This window comes from Rhizobium mongolense subsp. loessense, assembly GCF_900099775.1.
Classification (GTDB): Bacteria; Pseudomonadota; Alphaproteobacteria; order Rhizobiales; family Rhizobiaceae; genus Rhizobium; species Rhizobium loessense.
The window spans coordinates 295321-314574 of record NZ_FMTM01000007.1 but is presented as its reverse complement, the minus strand read 5'-3'; the positions used below and the strand labels follow the sequence as shown (position 1 = coordinate 314574).

The following is a 19254-nucleotide window of genomic DNA, read 5'->3' as shown; positions in this document are numbered from 1 at the left end:
AGGGCAATGTTCGAATGGGGGCATGGTTCCGGCGCGGGGGCGAAGTTATCGGGCTGGCGGCCTTAAAGCCTCACCAGGCTGCGGCGGATCGCCCACTTCTCCGGCCCGTGCACGGCGGCAAATAGCAGTCCCGCGAGGAAACTGAAGTGGTCGATAAAGAAGCCGAATTCCGCCTGGTTATCCGTCCAGCGTGACGGTCCATGAAAGGCGAATGCCAGGAAGACGACATAAGTGCCGGCAAGCAGGCTTGCCTCCGTAAAGAAGACGCCGGTTATCAAGGCTAGCGCCAAAGCGATCTCGAAGAAGGCCGCGACCCATGCCAGGAAGCCGGCCATCGGAAAACCGGCGGAAGCGATATAGGTTGACGTGGCGCCCATGTCGGCAAACTTGAAGCCAGCCGCCATGAAGAAGATGAAGCTGAAGATAATGCGTGCGACGATCACTGCGATTGCTCTGGGCATACGAAATCTCCTCCTGTGAGCTTTCACTATGACGGATGGCGCGCGCTGCCTCCTACACGGTGCAACAAAAAGGGCCCGCTCGACGCGACCCTTGTTGGTTCTCACCACTCGGCGAAGCTGCCGTCGGCATGACGCCAGATGGGATTGCGCCAGCGGTGGCCCTGCTTGGCACGCTCGATGACATAGGCCTCATCGACCTCGATGCCGAGGCCCGGCCCTTGGGGAATGCTGACAAAGCCGTCGGCGTACTTGAAGACGTCCTTGTTGGAGATGTAGTCGAGGATATCGTTGCCCTGGTTGTAGTGAATGCCGAGACTCTGTTCCTGGATGAAGGCGTTGTAGGAAACCGCATCGACCTGCAGACATGCGGCAAGCGCGATCGGCCCGAGCGGGCAATGCGGGGCAAGCGCCACATCATAGGCTTCCGCCATCGCCGCGATCTTGCGGCACTCGGTGATGCCGCCGGCATGCGAAAGGTCCGGCTGGAGGATGTCGACATAGCCGTCGGAAAGCACCGACTTGAAATCCCAGCGCGAGTAAAGCCGCTCGCCCAAGGCGATCGGCGTGGAGCAATGATTGGCAATCTCCTTCAGCGCTTCCCTGTTTTCGGAAAGCACCGGCTCTTCGATGAACATCAGCTTGTAGGGCTCGAGTTCCTTGGCCAGAACTTTTGCCATCGGCTTGTGGACACGTCCGTGGAAATCGACGCCGATGCCGATATGCGGGCCGATCGCCTCGCGGATGGTGGCGATGGTCTCGACGGCCTTTTCGACCTTCTCGTTAGTGTCGACGATCTGCATTTCCTCGCAGCCGTTGAGCTTAATCGCCTTGAAGCCACGCGCGACGACCTCCTTGGCGTTGCGCGCGACGTCAGACGGGCGATCGCCGCCGATCCAGCTGTAGACCTTGATCCGGTCGCGCACCTGGCCGCCGAGCAGCGAATGGATCGGCTGGCCAAGGGCCTTGCCCTTGATGTCCCAGAGCGCCTGGTCGATGCCGGAAAGCGCGCTCATGTGGATGGCGCCGCCGCGGTAGAAGCCGCCGCGATACATGACATTCCAGTGGTCCTCGATCAGGAATGGATCCTTGCCGATCAGGTAGTCGGCAAGCTCGTGCACGCAGGCTTCCACGGTCAGAGCCCGGCCCTCGACCACCGGCTCGCCCCAGCCGACCACGCCCTCATCGGTCTCGACTTTCAAAAACAGCCAGCGCGGCGGAACGATATAGGTGGTCAGTTTCGTGATCTTCATGGGTTCAGGCCTCATTCTTGTCGCGTTGCTCTACGGGGCTCGGCCGCCATTTTCAGTCATGATTTGGTTCTGCTGGCCGCTTTCTTGACGGCTGCAAGATCGCGCACCGCAAGATCCAGCATCCGGTTGGCGCATTCGCGTGCCCTTTTTCGGTCGCGCATCCTGAGTGCCTCGACCAGTTCGCCGTGAGCGGCAACTGCGTCCTTGCGGTCTTTAACCGCGACATTCGAGGCGTGCAGGGCGTATTTCACCGCGGCGTGAATGGCGCTCGAAAGCCGCCGGAACACCTGGTTGTGGCTCGCGGTTAGCAGCACCGAATGGAACATGATGTCGGCATCGGTGAAGCTTTCCGGATCGCTGGCGCTATCGCGCATCTGTCGCCAGGCGCTGTCGAGATCGGCAATCTCCTGTGCCGTTGCGCGTGCGGCTGCGTATTCGGCGGCCGCAGGCTCGATGATGCGCCGGGCTTCGAGGATGCAGCCGAGCAGGTCGGAATCCTCGATATGCGGCCCCATCCACTCGAGCACGTCGGCATCGAGGATGTTCCACTCGTCCTTATCGCAGACGGTCGTGCCGATACGCGGCTTGCCGCGCACGAGGCCTTTGGATTCCAGGATTTTCAGGGATTCGCGAACGACGGTGCGGCTGACGCCGTAGATTTCGCACAGGTCGTTTTCGCGCGGCAGCGGCAGGCCTGCCGGATAACGGTGGCAACAAATATCCTGCGCGATCGAGGCCGTGACGTTTCGGCGAACGCGCGGGCGGCGCTCGACGCGCGGGTTTTCACCCTCAGCCTGCTGCTCGATGGACTCCACTGACCTCTTCGCCTCTCACCTGCGAAGCAAACCGAATCCTACTGGAAATTCGGTTTGCCTTGCGACGTCTCCTCGGTGCATGTGCACAATCCTATACTGCAATCATCATACAAAGACAATTTCTTGGTATGATGATTTGTCGCGCAATCAGGCGGCCGCAGGTCTCCATCGGGACCGATTCTCTCACAGCTGTCGTCTTCTGCGGATAGAGCCTTATATTGCCGTTCGGGGGAGGCTTTGGCCTCTCTGCGGCGGGAAGCGGCACAAGTCCTTTCCGGATGAGTCCAATCGAAACAGGAGGACGGCATGCAGATCAATCGTACAGGTTCGGCTCAATGGTCCGGCGGCCTCAGGGATGGCAAGGGACGGATATCGACACAGAGCGGCGCGTTGAAGGAATATCCCTATGGTTTTGCGAGCCGCTTCGAAGGCATTCCTGGCACCAATCCGGAAGAACTGATCGGCGCGGCCCATGCCGGCTGCTTCACCATGGCGCTATCGTTGATTCTCAGCGATGCGGGGCTTACGGCCGAAGACATGGAGACGACGGCAAAGGTAACGCTCGAGAGCGTCGAAGATGGCTTCGCGATCACCGCAATTCATCTGTCGCTGACCGGCAAGGTTCCCGGCGCCGATCAGGCGACCTTCACAGAGCTTGCCAATAAGGCGAAGGCGGGGTGCCCGGTTTCCAAGGCGCTTTCCGCCGTGCCGATCACGCTCGATGTCAAGCTGGACTGATTTCCGCAACTATTGATTTTAAATGCCGCGAGCCGATGCCGCGGCATTTTTTTGGTGGCAAGCAGAATATTGACAAATGATGCCTGATGTCTTACGACTGACGAAATTCAAAATTCGTCAGTCGTAAGTAAGGTTTCCAAAACGCATGAATGACGCCGCAGAAAATATGCTGGACAGTACACGCCAGGAAAATGTGACGCGCATTCTCGACGCGGCAGAGCGGCTGTTCCGCCACTATGGCTACGGCAAGACGACGGTTGCCGATGTAGCGCGTGACCTCGGCATGTCGCCTGCCAATATCTACCGCTTCTTCGCCTCGAAAGTGGAAATCCACCAGGCGATCTGCGGCCGCATGCTGGCAGCCAGTTACAAGCAGGCCTACGACATATGCCACCTGCCGATCAGCGCCTCGGAGCGCCTGCGACGATTTGTGTATGGCCAGTATCAGATGACGCTAGACACCATGCTGGATGAACAGAAAGTGCACGAGATGGTCGTCGTCGCGATCGAACGCGACTGGCATGTCATCGAACGGCATATCGACAGCATTCATGAACTGATCGCCGGCGTGATCCGCGAAGGGATCGCAGCCGGTGAATTCGCCGAGCAAGATGCCGATGTTGCTTCACGCTGCTTCGGTGCGGCCACCGTGACGCTCTGTCACCCGCAGATGGTGGCGCAATGTCTTGCCAAGACCAACCGCGCGACCGTTGACGAACTCATCGAGTATTCGATCAAGGCATTGAGATAACAGCACGGCCAGGCCGTCCAGAAACACACGAAACGATCAGGAGTGCGAAGATGGTTTCGCTCAAGACACGCAATCTGCCGTCCGTTTTCCGCTTCACGTTTGTCGGCATCATAAGCCTTGGCCTTGCCGGCTGCAGCGAGGAGGAGAAGGCAGAGACGAAGGAAATCGTCCGCCCCGTCAAGGTCGTGGAGATTGCCAAGGCCGGCGAAACGCGCGCCCTCGACTATTCCGGCGCTGTAAAAGCGCGCACCGAGATGAACCTCGGCTTCCGTGTTGCGGGCAAGATCACGGAGCGACTCGTCAATATCGGCGATCGGGTGAAGCCTGGAGATGTGCTCGCGCGCATCGACTCCACGGATTATCAGCTCGCGGTGAAGACGGCTGAAGCCAACTTGGCGGCGGCCGAGAAGGGCGTGCAGACGGCAGATCTCGCAAACAAGCGTGCCGGGCAGCTCTTTGACAAGAATGCCACACCGAAATCGCAGCTCGAGCAGGCTTCGCTCTCTTATGACCAAGCTGTTTCGACGCGCGATGCTGCGATCTCCTCGCTCGATCAGGCGAAGAACCAGGTAAGCTACACGGATCTGAAGGCCGATCAGAACGGCATCGTGACTGCGGTCAATGCGGATACGGGTCAGGTCGTCGCCTCCGGTACGCCTGTCGTCGCCGTTGCCATCGACGGCGAGAAAGAAGTTCAGATCGCGGTGTCGGAAAACGATATTGCCGAATTCAAGCCGGGCAAGACGGTGAAGGCAACCTTCTGGTCGGATGCCAAGCTGGTGCTCGACGGCAGGGTGCGCGAAGTTTCAGGCAGCGCCGATCAGCAGTCCCGGACCTTTTCCGTCCGCGTCAGCCTGCCAAATGATCAGCGTGTTCTGCTCGGTATGACGGCGACGATCGAGGCGGATGTTACGAATTCCGATCCCTATGTCGCAGTGCCGTTGAGTGCGCTTGCCGAGAAGGATGGGAAGAAGATCGTCTGGGTCGTCGACCGCGGTGCGGCAACCGTGCACGCACGCCAAATCCACGTCGGTGATTTCACCGACGATGGCGTCAACGTCACAGATGGCTTGAAGAGCGGGGATCTCGTTGTTGCTGCCGGAACGCAATTCATGACCGAGAACCTGAAGGTCTCCGTGCCGGGCGAGCAGTCGGCTTCCGCCGAGCCCGCCGGCACCGTTCAATAATTGCTGTCCAGGAGAGGGAATACTGTCATGGACAACTCGACCACCGAGAAGCGCCCCTTCAATCTGTCGCGCTGGGCAATCGGTCATCCCAGCATTGCACGCTTCCTCTTCGGTTTGATCATCATCACCGGTGCGCTGGGACTGATGCGCATGGGTCAGAAGGAAGATCCGGATTTCACCTTCCGTGTCATGGTCGTGCAAGCCATGTGGCCAGGCGCCTCGATCCAGGAAATGGAGGATCAGGTCGTCAACAAGATCGAGCGCAAGCTGCAGGAAACTCCGCACCTCGATTTCGTTCGCTCTTACACCCGTGCCGGCAGCGCGATCATTACGCTGCAGGTGAAGGGCGACACGAACTCCGCGGAAGTGGCGGATGCCTTCTATCAGGTGCGCAAGAAGGTCGGCGATATTTCGAACGAGCTGCCGGAAGGCCTGCTCGGGCCCTATTTCAATGACGAATTCGGCGATACCTTCATCACGCTTCATTCGATCAGCGGCGACGGCTACTCCTATCCGGAACTAAAGAAATTCGCGATCCAGGCCCGCGACATGCTGCTTTCGACGCGGGGCGTCGAGAAGGCCGTCATCATCGGTGACCAGCCGGAAAAGATCTACATCGACGTTTCCTCCAAGGCGCTTGCCGAACGGGGGCTTACGATCCTCGACCTGCAGAATGCCATCAAAGGCCAGAACACAGTCGATCCTGCAGGCTCGGTCGATACCGGGCTGCGTTCGGTGCGTGTTTCCGTCGAAGGGGATGTGAAGAAGGCCGAGGATATTCGCGAACTACGCCTGCGTTCCGGCAATCAAGTGACGCGTCTCGGTGATATTGCCACCGTTACCTCCGGGCTCGAAGACCCCTATCAACGCAAATACCGTTTCAACGGGCACGAAAGCGTGCAGGTCGGCGTGGTCATGGCCAAGGGCTTCAAGGTCACGGATGTCGGCAAGGATGTCGAAGCGACCTATCAGCGCTTCGATGGTTCTCTTCCCTACGGCGTTTCCGTCGACCAGATATCCAATCAGCCGGACGTCGTGACGGACGCCATCAGCGAATTCATGCATGCGCTTGGCGAAGCGCTTGTCATCGTGCTGATCGTCTCGTTCTTATCGATCGGCTGGCGATCGGGCCTTGTCATCGCGATAGCGATTCCGCTTGTGCTGGCCGCGACCTTCGCCATCATGTACGAACTCGGCATCGACCTGCAGCGCATCTCGCTCGGCGCGCTCATTATTGCGCTTGGGCTTTTGGTCGACGACGCGATGATCGTCGTCGAGATGATGGAACGAAAACTGGAAGAAGGCCTCGTGAAGATCGAGGCGGCGAGCTTCGCCTATTCCTCGACCGCCTTTCCGATGCTGACTGGTACGCTGATCACCACGGCAGGCTTCATTCCCGTCGGCTTTGCAGAATCGACGGCCGGCGAATATGTGCGCTCCCTCTTTTATGTGGTCGGCATCGCGCTCGTCGTCTCGTGGTTCGTCGCGGTCTATTTCACGCCATGGCTGGGTTACATGATCCTCAAGCAGCGCAAGCACGCCGGCGAGCATCATGATGTCTTCGACACGCGCTTTTACCGCCGCCTGCGTGCCACTGTCGCATGGGCGGTGCGCCATCGCATCATCGTGCTGGCTGCCACACTCTTCACCTTCGCGACGAGTCTCTGGGCGTTCCAATTCATTCCGCAGAACTTCTTCCCGCAGTCCTCGCGTCCGGAAATTCTCGTCGATCTCTGGCTGCCGGAAGGCACCAGCATCAAGGAAGTCGAGACGCAGGCAAAGGCGCTCGAAGCCAAGATGATGGATGACAAGGACAAGAAGTTCATCGCCACCTATATCGGCGAGGGCGCACCGCGCTTCTTCTTGCCGCTCGACCAGCAGCTTCGCAATCCAAACTTCGCCCAGCTCCTGATCATCGCGAATGACGAGCCCGCCCGCGAGCGGCTGATCGCCAAGCTGCGTAGCATCCTTGCGGACGATTTTCCGTCGATCCGCGGCAAGGTCGACCGTCTCTTTCTCGGTCCGCCAACGGGCTGGCCCGTGCAAATGCGCGTCATGGGACCAGATCGCCAGGAGGTTCGCCATATCGCCGATCAGGTGAAGGCGAAGTTTGCCGAAAATCCGCAGCTCGGCGCCGTCCACGACGATTGGCTGGAGCCGGTGCCGGCCATGAAGCTGGTAATCGACCAGGATCGTGCCCGAGCCCTCGGCGTCACTTCGCAGCGCGTCCGCCAGACGCTGCAGACCGCCGTGTCCGGCACGTCGCTTGACGACTTCCGCGACGGCGAAGAGACGGTCTCGATCGTCGCCCGGGAGCCGGATTCCAGCCGTTCGCTGCTGTCGGCCGTCAATTCGGTCTATGTCCCGACCGACTTCGGAGGCTTTGTTCCGGTCTCGCAGGTCGCCAAGGTCGTCCCCGTCATGGAACAAGGCGTCGAATGGCGGCGTGACCGCCTGCCGACGATCACCGTCCGCGGAACGCTGCCAGACGGCATCCAGCCGAACGACGTGGCGATGAAGATGTATGCCGATATGCAGGGCCTGCGCGACAGCCTGCCTGCCGGCTACAAGATCGAAATCCAGGGCGGGGCGGAAGATGCGGCTGAAAGTCAGGCCTCGATCGCTGCCAAGGCGCCGGTCATGCTCGTCGTCATCGTCCTGCTGCTGATGGCGCAGCTGCAGCATTTCGGTAAGGCGATGCTGGTGCTGGCGACCGGCCCGCTCGGCATCATCGGTGCCTCTGCCGCACTGCTGATCAGCGGCGCGCCCTTCGGCTTCGTCGCGATCCTCGGCGTGATTGCGCTGCTCGGCATCATCATCCGCAACTCGATCATCCTCGTCGACCAGATCGATCAGGATATCAAGGCGGGCATGCACCGGCAGGAGGCGATCGTGGGTGCGGCCGTGCGCCGTTTCCGGCCGATCATGCTGACGGCGCTGACGGCAGTTCTCGCCCTTATCCCGATCTCCCGCGGCGTCTTCTGGGGTCCGCTCGCCTACGCGATGATGGGCGGCATTCTGGTTGCGACCGTGCTGACAATCCTCGTGCTACCAGCGGGTTATGCCCTCTTCTTCGGCCGCGAGCCGAAGACGAAGGACACAAAGACCGAATATGCCAATGCCAACCAGGAAGAGGCGGATGAGCATCATCCGCCGGCATTGGCAGCAGAGTGAAAATGGCGGGTGAAAGCCCCGCCATTTTCATTTCCAATCAACCCACTCAAAGTGCTCTTAAAGCCACTTCCGCTTTCAGGCCCAGAAGAGCCGCGCCGATGAGGCCCGGCTCTAAACGGCATTCGCTTCGCACGATTAGCGGCCGGTCGAACCTGCGCAGCGTGCGGCCCCTTACAGCTCTGTCGAGTTTGGCAAGCAGCGGCTCGACATTGGAAAGTCCGCCGCCGACCGGTACGATGGTCGCGCCGGTGATATTGACGGTAAGTGCCAAGGGCGAGGCGACGAGATCGGTATAGATGTCGATTGTGCTCGTCGCCTTTTCCTCACCCCGTTGCCATTGCGCGATGATTTCCTCGCTGGGGAAGTCGAGGCCGTGCAGCGTCGTGTGAAGCCGCTCGAGTCCGCGGGCGCCGCCGACTGTATCGACGCAGCCCCTCTGGCCGCAGCCGCAGGGAAGGGCTGGGATTTTCACGGGGGGATTGCCGGCTTCGCATGCGAGGATCGGGCCGTGACCCCATTCGCCGGCGAAACCGCCCGAGGCGTTGACGAGCCGACCGTCGGAAACGAGCCCGCCGCCGACGCCAGTGCCGAGGATCGCGCCGAAGACGATGCGGTGGCCGCGCCCGGCGCCAAGTTCGGCTTCAGCCATGGTGAAGCAATCGGCGTCGTTGGCAATCAGGACCGGAAAACCAAGGTCGGCCTCCAAATCAGCCGCAAGGCTGCGGTTGTGAATGCAGGGAATGTTGGCGCATGTCAGACGTTGCGTGTCCGGATCGACAACGCCGGCAATCGAGAAGGCAAGGCACGAAGGTGTTTCGCTGGTCTCTGCTATGAAACTGCGGATCGTCTCGGTGAAAGCAGCAAAATCATCCTTCGGCGTCGGACGGCGACCCATAGGAACGATATCCGTTTCCGAGCGTGCGATACCGCCTTTGATCGCCGAACCGCCGATGTCGAGTGAGATGATCATGCTTGTCTGCCTCGAAAGTTTCCGCGTCTGCTTGCACCCTTCTGGCGGATTTGCAAGTCCTTTGCCGGCAGGTTCACCTTCGCCTCGAAGCCGGAAGTCTCGTCGCTTGCCGGGGAGAGGAGTTCCAGCGTGCCGCCCATCTGGGAGACGATACGGTCGGCGATCGCAAGGCCCAGGCCGGAACCGGATGCACTGGTCGCGCCGCGCCGGAAGCGTTTCTTGAGACCAGAAAGATCGGCTTCCGCGACCGCAGGGCCGCCATTGACGACACGGATGGTCCCGGCCCTATCCAGTCTGACCGTGGCGGGCCGATCCTGGTCGCCATGAAGCAGCGCGTTTTCGATGAGGTTGCGCATGACGATGCCGAAGGCATCCATGTCTGCATAACGGACAAGCGTTGCTCCGGCGTCGGGCACGTAGTTGACGCGCCCCTTGGTGCGGCTGTCGCGCTCGTAGTCGCTGACGATCATCTCCAGCACCTTGCTAAGGTCGGCGGCGTTGTCGCTGGCACCGATGCCGGCTTCGGCGCGTGAAAGCTGCAGCAGTTTTTCAGCGAGGCGGCCGAGATCGACGAGCGAGCTTTCGACCTGGCGCGCCCGCGTCCTGGCGGCACCGGCCGACAGTTCCTCGACCAAGCGCTGGGTCTGTGCCAGCGCGCCGGCAATCGGCGTGCGGAGCTCGTGAGCGCTGTTAGCGGTAAATTCGCGTTCCGCTTCGAGGGCCGACCGGAGACGGGCGAGCAGAAGATTGACCGAGCGAGCGATCGGCTTGATTTCTTTCGGCAACTCGTCGCCTTCAATGGCTGCCATATTGCCGCTATCCTTGGCGGCGATGTCCCGGCGTAGCATTTCGATCGGTTTCAGCGCCCGACCAAGGATGAGCCAGATGGCCAAGATACTCGCCGGGATCAGCACGATCAGTGGAAGCAGCAGCGTGACGGCGCTTTCGCGCACGGCTTCGCGGCGATTGCCGAGGCGATCGGCGACCTGCATGAACAGGGAGCCGTCAGCGGTCGCTTCGGTATAGATGCGCTGGCGATCATTGTTGTGGAAACCGCGCACGAGTGGCGCATCGAAAGGTTCAGGCGAAGCGTCATTGGAGCGCAGAACGACGTTTCCGTCCTTGTCGCGTACTTGATAGGTCAGATATTCGCGGCTGGCTGGCGTATTCAAAATTGCGACGCCGGGAGGGTCTGTTTCGGCGCGCTCGTTCAGGTCGTCGACGATCAGTGCGAAAAGGCGCTGAGCCGTCTCCTGCTGGGCGCTGTCGAAAAGCTCGTCGAATTCGTGCCGCATCACCTGGATGCCGAGTCCGATCGCGGCGAGCCAGAAGGTGACCATGGCACTTGTGAGCGCCAGGATGAGCCGGCGCGTGATGCTCGGTTCGCGTTTCATGCTTCCGCCAGCGTGTAGCCGATGCCGCGGGCGGTCTTGATCCTGTCGCGACCGATCTTCTTGCGCAGCCGGCTGACATAGACCTCAACCGTATTGCTTTCGATCTCCGAACCGAAGGCATAAAGGGCTTCCTCGATCCGGTCCTTCGGCACGATTGCGCCCGGACGTGAGATGAGCAGATCGAGCACCGCCCATTCGCGGCTGGTCAGCATGACCGGCTCGCCGGCGATGGCAAGCCTGTGCTGCGGCCGGTCGATCTCGATATCGGCAATGCGGATGATCGTCCTTGGATTGGCGTCGTAGCGGCGCGCGACAGCCATGATGCGCGCCTGCAGTTCTCCGAGATCGAACGGCTTGACGAGGTAGTCGTCGGCGCCGGCGTTCAGCCCCTCGATGCGATCGGAAATCTGGTCGCGCGCAGTGAGGATTATCACCGGCATTGCCATGCCGTTGTCACGCAACCGTTTCAGCAAATCGATGCCTCTGCCGTCGGGAAGCTGCAGATCAAGCAGGATCAGACCGTAGTCGACGGAGCCTGCAGCGGCTTCAGCATCGCCGACCGTACACATCCAGTCCATCGCGTGACCGGCTGCTGCAACGTGATCGCGCACCGCTTCCCCAATCATCTTGTCGTCTTCAACCAAAAGAATGCGCACGCGATGTCTCCTTGCCAAGAGCAGTAGCGCTGCTTTTTGCTGAGGGTCAAGCGAGGGGTGCCGGCGAAAAATCGCCATGTAATGGCCGTGATCCAGAACCCGCACGGCCATGATGGCGGCGCATTCGACAGAGAAGATTCACATTGGGATGGTATTAGTCGCAAGCCGACGATCCGGGATGCTATGACAATCGAGGAAATGGAGACATCACGCAGGCGTTTTATCAGGAGTCCGCGCCCGAGGGGGCGACGGCTTTCGGCCATCCTGAGGCAGCTTGCGGGCGACAGGAACCGTGAGCGCATTTCGATCGGTGATCTTTTCGAGGTGATGGGCGACCGTGCGACCGGTGCGCTCATGCTGGTCTTTGCCATTCCCAACCTGGTGCCGACGCCGCCGGGAACCTCCGCAATCCTCGGTGCGCCACTACTCTTTCTCGCAGCGCAGCTGACATTCGGGCTGAAGCCATGGTTGCCGAAGGTCATTGCCGGCCGCTCGATGAAGCGCGAGGATTTCGAAGCAATCGTCTCGCGCATCCACCGCTGGCTCGCCTTTGCCGAGCGCATGCTGCAGCCGCGGCTTTCTTTCCTCGTCGAGCCACCTGCCGAATATCTTGTGGGCCTTCTCTGCCTAGTGCTTGCGGTCATCCTGACGCTACCGATCCCCCTCGGCAACATCCTTCCGGCTTTTACCATCTGCCTGTTTTCCTTCGGCATCTTGGGCAAGGACGGTCTCTTTTCGGCGTTTGGAATGGTCATGGCCGGTATTTCACTGACCGTCGTTGGCGGTGTGATCTACGGCCTTATCAAGGCTGCGATCTTCTTCGTCACAAACTGGTTCGTCTGAGCGAATTTTCGCCTATGCGGCCGTTGCATTTCCTCAATGCACTCGACTTTTGCTCAATTTTGTTCTGATCTGGCGCGGCACAGACTCAAAGATATTCGTCCGGCAGTAAGCCGGCCCATTTTACGCGCGGTAGACCTCAATGGCGAAAAGAACCGAGACACCTGGACGGCTGGACGACGCAGCGCGTGCGGGCTGGCTTTATTACGTGGCTGGGCGCACGCAGGACGAGATCGCCTCTGCGATGGGTATCTCGCGGCAGTCAGCACAGCGCCTGGTGTCGCTGGCCGTCGCCGAAAAGCTCATCAAAGTGCGGCTCGATCATCCGATTGCCGCCTGCCTCGAACTCGCCAACCAGCTGCGCAAGAAATTCGACCTCAAGCATGTCGAGATCGTGCCGAGCGATCCGGGGTCTTCATCGAGGACGGTCGGCATCGCCGAAGCGGCGGCTGCTGAGATCGAGCGATGGCTCAAGCGGCCGGATCCGATCGTGCTCGCCGTTGGAACCGGACGCACGCTGAAAGCTGCCGTCGACCAGCTGCCGACGATCGAATGTCCGAACCATCGCATCGTCTCGCTGACGGGCAACATCACGCCGGACGGCTCAGCCGCCTATTACAATGTCATCTTCAGCATGGCGGATGCGGTGAAGGCGCGGCACTTCCCGATGCCGCTGCCGGTGCTCGTCACTTCGGCCGAGGAGCGTGAATTGCTCCATGGCCAGCAACTGGTGCGCTACACGCTTGCAATCAGCGCCCAAGCCGATGTGACCTTCGTCGGTATTGGCGAACTGGGCATTGACGGCCCGCTCTGCGTCGACGGCTTCCTGGAGAAGGACGAGATGATGGAGCTGATGCGCGAGGGGGCCGTCGGCGAAATCTGCGGCTGGATTTTCGACGAGCAGGGCAGGCTCCTCGATAATCCGATCAACGAGCGCGTCGCGTCGGCCTCGATTCCTTCACGCGAAACCTCGACAGTCATTGGAATTGCCAAGGGCAAGCGCAAATTCAAGGCGATAAGGGCCGCAATTGTAGGCCGTCAAATCAATAGCCTGATCACCGATGAACAGACTGCCGATTTTTTGCTCACGTCTTGAGCAAAAAATATCATATATAAAATCAATTAGATAGCTTGTCATTTCGCGATCGCAGCAACGATTCCAATTGACATTCCATGCTCTGTAGTGAGTAATTGCTCACGAGCAAAGCGAATGCTCATACCCATCTTCTGGGAGGAAGATATGACATTGAGAACTATTCTGCTGGGCGCCTGCTCAGCATTGGCGTTTGCGGGCATGGCTTCGGCTGAAACGCTGACGATCGCGACCGTTAACAACGGCGACATGATCCGGATGCAGAAGCTGACGGATGACTTCAAGGCGAAGAATCCCGACATCGACCTTGAATGGGTTACCCTCGAAGAGAACGTTCTGCGCCAGAAGGTCACGACTGACATCGCGACCAAGGGCGGCCAGTACGACGTTCTGACGATCGGCACTTATGAAGTCCCGATCTGGGCAAAGCAGAACTGGCTCCAGCCGCTCGACAATCTCGGCGCCGACTATGACGCCGACGACCTGCTGCCGGCCATTCGCAGCGGCCTGACTGTAGACGGCAAGCTCTATGCGGCGCCGTTTTACGGTGAAAGCTCGATGGTCATGTATCGGAAGGACCTCTTCGACGCTGCCGGTTTGAAGATGCCCGACGCGCCGACCTGGGACTTCATCGCCGACGCTGCGAAGAAGATCACCGACAAGGACAAGGAAATCTACGGCATCTGCCTGCGCGGCAAAGCCGGCTGGGGCGAAAACATGGCCTTCCTGACGGCGATGTCGAACTCCTTCGGCGCCCGCTGGTTCGATGAGAGCTGGAAACCCCAGTTCGACCAGCCGGAGTGGAAGGACACGCTCACCTTCTACGTCGACCTGATGAAGGAAGCCGGCCCTCCCGGCGCTTCATCGAACGGCTTCAACGAAAACCTGGCGCTCTTCCAGACCGGCAAGTGCGGCATGTGGATCGACGCCACCGTTGCAGCCTCCTTCGTCAGCAACCCGAAGGAATCAAAGGTTGCCGACAAGGTCGGCTTTGCGCTGGCGCCCGACAAGGGTCTCGGCAAGCGTGGCAACTGGCTGTGGGCCTGGAGCCTTGCAATCCCGGCAAGCTCGCAGAAGGTCGAAGCAGCTGAGAAGTTCGTCGCCTGGGCAACGAGCAAGGATTACACCAAGCTCGTCGCCGAGAAGGAAGGCTGGCTGAACGCACCTCCCGGCACGCGTACCTCGCTCTATGAGAACGCGGAATACCAGAAGGCTGCGGCTTTCGCGAAGATGACGCTGGACTCCATCAATGCGGCTGATCCGACCAAGCCGACTGTAAAGCCGGTTCCCTATGTCGGTGTCCAGTTCGTGGCGATCCCGGAATTCCAGGGCATCGGCACGGCCGTCGGCCAGCAGTTCTCCGCGGCTCTTGCCGGCCAGGTCTCGGTTGATCAGGCGCTTCAGAGCGCGCAGCAACTGACGACCCGCGAAATGACCAAGGCTGGTTATATCAAATAACAACCTCCTGAGACGGTGGGATTGTTGACCTCCCACCCCTCTGGGCCGCCGAATGCCCGAATAGCGTCGGCGGCCCCTTTTTCTCAGCTGCCCTGCAGTCAGACGCCCCTCGAAACAGGATCGGTCATCGCCATGGCAACGTTACACACCCGCTCCGCAGCGCGAATGATGATCGCACCGTCCGTCGTGCTTCTCTTCGCCTGGATGATCGTCCCGCTTGCGATGACGATCTACTTCTCACTGTTGAACTACAACCTTCTCAGCCCGGGAATGGAGAGCTTCGTCGGCTTTCTGAACTACAGCTACTTCCTGTCCGATCCGGCCTTTTTCGCAGCGCTCACCAATACGCTGCTGCTGGTGCTCGGCGTGCTGATCATCACCGTGGTCGGCGGTATCGCCTTCGCCTTGCTGCTCGACCAGGACATCTATGGCCAGGGCATCGTGCGCATCCTGGTGATCGCACCGTTCTTCGTCATGCCGACGGTGGCAGCGCTTGTCTGGAAGAACATGTTCATGAACCCGGTCAACGGGCTCTTTGCGCATCTTGCCAAGGCGCTCGGACTGCAGCCCTTTGACTGGCTGGCAAACGCACCGTTGTTCTCGATCATTCTGATCGTCGCCTGGCAGTGGCTGCCTTTTGCGACGCTGATCCTGCTCACCTCTTTGCAGTCGCTGGACGAGGAGCAGAAGGAAGCTGCCGAAATGGATGGCGCCGGCGCGATATCGAGATTCATCTATATCATTCTGCCGCATATGGCGCGCGCCATCACGGTGGTGATCCTGATCCAGACGATCTTCCTGCTCTCGGTCTTTGCCGAAATCCTGGTTACCACCAATGGCGGCCCGGGCACGCAGAGCACGAACCTGACCTACCTCGTCTATGCGCAGGCGCTTCTTCAGTTCGATATCGGCGGCGCTTCGGCGGGCGGTATCATTGCGGTCATCCTCGCCAACATCGTCGCGATCTTCCTTGTCCGCCTTGTCGGCAAGAATCTGGAGGCTTGAGATGGCTAGAAAAGTCACAACGCAACGCAAGGTGATCATGACGGCGATCGCCTGGACGCTGGCGATCCTGATCTTCTTCCCGATTCTGTGGACGTTTCTTACGAGCTTCAAGTCGGAGGCCGACGCGATTGCCTCGCCGCCGCAGTTCCTGTTCTTCCACTGGACGACGGAAAGCTATGCGGAGGTCCAGAGCCGGTCGAACTATCTCGGCCACTTCATGAATTCGGTGATCATTTCCTTTGGCTCGACTTTGATCGGCCTCATCATCGCGATCCCTGCCGCCTGGGCCATGGCATTCTCGCCGACCAAGCGGACCAAGGACGTGCTGATGTGGATGCTGTCGACGAAGATGATGCCGCCGGTCGGCGCGCTGATTCCGATCTACCTGATGTTCCGCAATTTCGGCCTGCTCGACAGCCGGATGGGGCTGGTGATCGTGCTGACGCTGATCAACTTGCCGATCATCGTCTGGATGCTTTACACCTACTTCAAGGAAATCCCTGGCGAAATCCTCGAGGCGGCGCGCATGGACGGCGCATCGCTCGCCAAGGAAATCATTTATGTGCTGACGCCGATGGCGATACCGGGCATTGCCTCGACGCTGCTCCTCAACATCATACTGGCCTGGAACGAAGCCTTCTGGACGCTGAACCTCAGCGCCTCGAAAGCCGCGCCGCTGACGGCATTCATCGCCTCCTACTCCAGCCCCGAAGGTCTCTTCTACGCCAAGCTTTCGGCAGCATCGACAATGGCAATCGCGCCGATCCTGATCCTCGGCTGGTTCTCGCAAAAACAACTCGTCCGCGGCCTGACCTTCGGCGCGGTGAAATAAGACATCAGGGAGAGAAACATGGGCAGCATTACCCTTCAGAGCGTTTCGAAGGTCTTCGGCGAAGCCAAGGTCATCCCTTCGATCAATCTCGACATCCGGGACGGCGAATTCGTCGTCTTCGTCGGCCCGTCGGGCTGCGGCAAGTCCACGCTGCTCAGGCTGATCGCCGGGCTGGAGGACGTTTCCGGCGGCAAGATCGTCATCGACGGCAAGGACGCGACCGAAAAGGCGCCATCCGAGCGCGGGCTTGCGATGGTGTTCCAATCCTATGCACTTTATCCGCATATGAGCGTGCGCAACAATATTGCCTTCCCATTGAAGATGGCGGGGATGGACAAGACCGAGATCGACAGGAAGGTAAGCGACGCCGCACGCGTCCTGAACCTGACGGATTATCTGGAGCGCAAGCCGCGCCAGCTTTCCGGTGGCCAGCGGCAGCGTGTCGCGATCGGTCGCGCCATCGTCCGCCAGCCATCGGCCTTCCTCTTCGACGAGCCTTTATCGAACCTCGATGCCGCACTTCGCGTCAACATGCGCATCGAAATCAGCGAACTGCACCAGCAACTGAAGACGACGATGGTTTACGTCACCCACGACCAGGTGGAAGCCATGACAATGGCCGACAAGATCGTCGTGCTGAACCGCGGCAACATCGAGCAGGTGGGCTCGCCGCTGGAGCTCTACAAGAGCCCGCGCAATCTCTTCGTTGCCGGTTTCATCGGCTCGCCGAAGATGAATTTCATCACCGGTCAGAATGCGGCTGCGCTGAATGCGCATACGATCGGCGTGCGTCCCGAGCATGTGCTGCTTTCGACCGAAAGCGGCGACTGGAAGGGCAGGGTAATCGTCGCCGAGCATCTGGGCTCCGACACGTTCCTGCATATCGACGTCGATGGTATCGGCTCGGTTACTGCACGCGGTGGCGGCGATTTCCCGGCGAAGGCCGGGGACACCGTCTACCTGACGCCGGACAAGACGCGTATCCATAAATTCAACGAGGGCGGTCTCGCCATCTGAGGCAAATGCCGGGCGGGGTGAGAATGCAGGCCGGGCAAGGCGTCCGGTTTGCTGAGAGCAGAGCGGCCGATCCGCTTCGCAAGACCTCAAGAGGACTGAAACATGACGTGCAAATTATCGCTGGCAACGCTTACCGATGCGGCTAAAACGGCCGAAATCCCGGCTTATGACCGAGCGTCGCTAACGGCCGGCATCGTGCACTTCGGCGTTGGCAATTTCCACCGCGCCCACCAGGCTGTCTACCTCGATGATCTTTTCAATCAAGGAAAGGATCACGACTGGGCCATCATCGGCGCAGGCATGCTGCCTTCCGACGCCGCGATGCGCGAGAAGCTTGCCGCGCAAGACTTCCTGACAACGGTCGTGGAGCAGGACAACAACAAGACGGCGGCGCGTGTCACGGGGCCGATGGTCGACATCCTGCCGGTCGGCGATTCCAAAGCCATCATCGCCAAGCTCTCCGATCCTGCAATCCGCATTGTCTCGTTGACGATTACCGAGGGCGGATACTTCATCGACGCGTCCGGCAAATTCAATCCATCGCATCCGGCGATTGCTGCGGACGGAAAAAACCCGTCCGAGCCGAAAACCGTTTTCGGCCTTATCGTTGCCGGTCTCAAGGCACGTAAGGAAAAGGGCATCGTGCCCTTCACCGTTATGTCCTGCGACAACATTCCGCATAACGGTGCCGTCACCAGAAACGCCGTCTTGGGTATGGCGGAGCTTTCTGATCCGGCGTTTGCCGTGTGGGTCAAGGCGAATGTCGCCTTCCCGAATGCCATGGTCGATCGCATTACGCCGGCAACGAGCCAGCGCGAGATCGATCTGCTGACGGATACCTTCGGTATTGAAGACAACTGGCCGGTCTATTGTGAAGAATTCAAGCAGTGGGTGCTGGAAGACAAGTTTACTGCCGGACGGCCAGCGCTCGATAAAGTCGGCGTCACCTTCGTGCCGGATGTCACGCCTTACGAGCACATGAAGATACGCATCCTCAATGGCGGGCATGCGGCGATCGCGTATCCGGCGGCGTTGATGGACATCCATTTCGTGCATGACGCGATGGAAGAGCCGCTGATCCGCGCCTTCCTCGCCAAGCTCGAAAACGACGAGATCATCCCGATCGTGCCGCCGGTGCCGAATACCTCGCTCAAGGATTATTTCGCGCTGATCGAACGCCGTCTTCTGAACCCGAAGATCGCCGACACGATCCCGCGCCTGGCGCAGGACGGTTCGAACCGTCAGCCGAAATTTATCCTGCCATCCACGCTCGACAATCTGCGTCAGGGCAAGGACGTCGTCGGCCTTTCGCTGGTTTCGGCTCTCTGGTGCCGTTACTTCTGGGGCACGACAGATAGCGGCAAGGAGATCGTTTTCAACGATGCGAGTGCCGACCGGCTCCATGCCGCCGCGCTGAAGGCAAAGGACGATCCGGCGGCGTTCCTCGTCTTCGACGACATTTTTGGCGAGGTGTCGCAATCCGAGTTGTTCCGCAAGCGTTTTGCGCATGCCCTGAAAACACTGTGGGAAAAGGGGACGCGCGCGACCTTGCAGCTCTATCTCGATGGCAAGCTTGCAGTGTAGGAAATCAATGGCGGCAATTCCTGCCGCTA

17 protein-coding genes are annotated in these 19254 nt (G+C 59.8%); 11 read left to right on the top strand and 6 right to left on the bottom strand.

The genetic code is table 11. The features are described from left to right. Positions 1–62: 62 nt before the first annotated feature. The 3 genes from BLP23_RS22600 to BLP23_RS22590 all read right to left on the bottom strand — a co-directional run bounded on the left by BLP23_RS22600 (position 63) and on the right by BLP23_RS22590 (position 2526). Positions 63–461 (bottom strand): DoxX family protein, encoded by a 399-nt coding sequence (locus BLP23_RS22600; protein ID WP_092587014.1) that lies wholly within the window; start codon positions 459–461, stop codon positions 63–65. A gap of 101 nt (positions 462–562) precedes the next feature. Next, positions 563–1711 carry a galactonate dehydratase gene (gene dgoD / locus BLP23_RS22595; RefSeq protein ID WP_092587013.1) on the bottom strand — a complete coding sequence of 383 codons (1149 nt, stop codon included), beginning with the start codon at positions 1709–1711 and terminating at the stop codon, positions 563–565. A gap of 56 nt (positions 1712–1767) precedes the next feature. Next, positions 1768–2526, bottom strand: a complete 759-nt coding sequence (locus BLP23_RS22590) for a FadR/GntR family transcriptional regulator (protein WP_092587012.1) — start codon at positions 2524–2526, stop codon at positions 1768–1770. 306 nt (positions 2527–2832) lie between these two features. Between BLP23_RS22590 and BLP23_RS22585 the strand changes: the two genes are divergently transcribed. From BLP23_RS22585 to BLP23_RS22570, 4 genes are all read left to right on the top strand, one after another. Beyond that, on the top strand, positions 2833–3264 hold the full coding sequence (locus tag BLP23_RS22585) for an OsmC family protein (RefSeq protein WP_092587011.1): 432 nt from the start codon (positions 2833–2835) through the stop codon (positions 3262–3264). Between the two features lie 145 nt (positions 3265–3409). After that, positions 3410–4015, top strand: a complete 606-nt coding sequence (locus BLP23_RS22580) for a TetR/AcrR family transcriptional regulator (protein ID WP_092587010.1) — start codon at positions 3410–3412, stop codon at positions 4013–4015. Positions 4016–4065: 50 nt separating this feature from the next. Next, entirely contained in the window at positions 4066–5202 is a 1137-nt protein-coding gene (locus BLP23_RS22575; protein ID WP_092587009.1) for an efflux RND transporter periplasmic adaptor subunit, read from the top strand. 27 nt (positions 5203–5229) lie between these two features. Beyond that, positions 5230–8376 (top strand): efflux RND transporter permease subunit, encoded by a 3147-nt coding sequence (locus BLP23_RS22570; RefSeq protein WP_092587008.1) that lies wholly within the window; start codon positions 5230–5232, stop codon positions 8374–8376. A gap of 46 nt (positions 8377–8422) precedes the next feature. Here BLP23_RS22570 and BLP23_RS22565 read toward each other — a convergent pair whose 3' ends face one another. Genes BLP23_RS22565 through BLP23_RS22555 form a run of 3 tightly spaced genes read right to left on the bottom strand, consistent with a single transcriptional unit; the run spans position 8423 to position 11396 of the window. Then, positions 8423–9346: an ROK family protein gene (locus BLP23_RS22565; RefSeq protein WP_092587007.1), complete on the bottom strand. Its 924-nt coding sequence runs from the start codon at positions 9344–9346 to the stop codon at positions 8423–8425. Next, positions 9343–10740: a sensor histidine kinase gene (locus BLP23_RS22560; RefSeq protein ID WP_092587006.1), complete on the bottom strand. Its 1398-nt coding sequence runs from the start codon at positions 10738–10740 to the stop codon at positions 9343–9345. Before BLP23_RS22560 ends, BLP23_RS22565 begins: the two co-directional genes overlap by 4 nt. After that, positions 10737–11396: a response regulator gene (locus BLP23_RS22555; protein WP_092587005.1), complete on the bottom strand. Its 660-nt coding sequence runs from the start codon at positions 11394–11396 to the stop codon at positions 10737–10739. The genes BLP23_RS22560 and BLP23_RS22555 overlap by 4 nt, the downstream gene beginning before the upstream one ends. A 264-nt stretch (positions 11397–11660) precedes the next feature. On the opposite strand from BLP23_RS22555, the gene BLP23_RS22550 reads away from it, so the two are divergent. The 7 genes from BLP23_RS22550 (at position 11661) to BLP23_RS22520 (ending at position 19225) form a co-directional block, all read left to right on the top strand. Then, positions 11661–12239 carry an exopolysaccharide biosynthesis protein gene (locus tag BLP23_RS22550; RefSeq protein ID WP_233426783.1) on the top strand — a complete coding sequence of 193 codons (579 nt, stop codon included), beginning with the start codon at positions 11661–11663 and terminating at the stop codon, positions 12237–12239. 139 nt (positions 12240–12378) lie between these two features. Next, entirely contained in the window at positions 12379–13332 is a 954-nt protein-coding gene (locus BLP23_RS22545; protein WP_092587004.1) for a sugar-binding transcriptional regulator, read from the top strand. Between the two features lie 144 nt (positions 13333–13476). Beyond that, positions 13477–14787, top strand: coding sequence for an ABC transporter substrate-binding protein (locus BLP23_RS22540; RefSeq protein ID WP_092587069.1), 1311 nt, complete (start codon positions 13477–13479; stop codon positions 14785–14787). 132 nt (positions 14788–14919) lie between these two features. After that, positions 14920–15792, top strand: a complete 873-nt coding sequence (locus tag BLP23_RS22535; RefSeq protein ID WP_092587003.1) for a carbohydrate ABC transporter permease — start codon at positions 14920–14922, stop codon at positions 15790–15792. Position 15793: 1 nt separating this feature from the next. After that, a complete protein-coding gene (locus BLP23_RS22530) occupies positions 15794–16624 on the top strand; it encodes a carbohydrate ABC transporter permease (RefSeq protein ID WP_022715969.1) in 831 nt (276 codons plus the stop codon). Positions 16625–16642: 18 nt separating this feature from the next. Continuing rightward, entirely contained in the window at positions 16643–17641 is a 999-nt protein-coding gene (locus BLP23_RS22525; protein WP_092587002.1) for an ABC transporter ATP-binding protein, read from the top strand. Positions 17642–17743: 102 nt separating this feature from the next. Then, positions 17744–19225 carry a mannitol dehydrogenase family protein gene (locus BLP23_RS22520; protein WP_092587001.1) on the top strand — a complete coding sequence of 494 codons (1482 nt, stop codon included), beginning with the start codon at positions 17744–17746 and terminating at the stop codon, positions 19223–19225. Positions 19226–19254 lie beyond the last annotated feature (29 nt).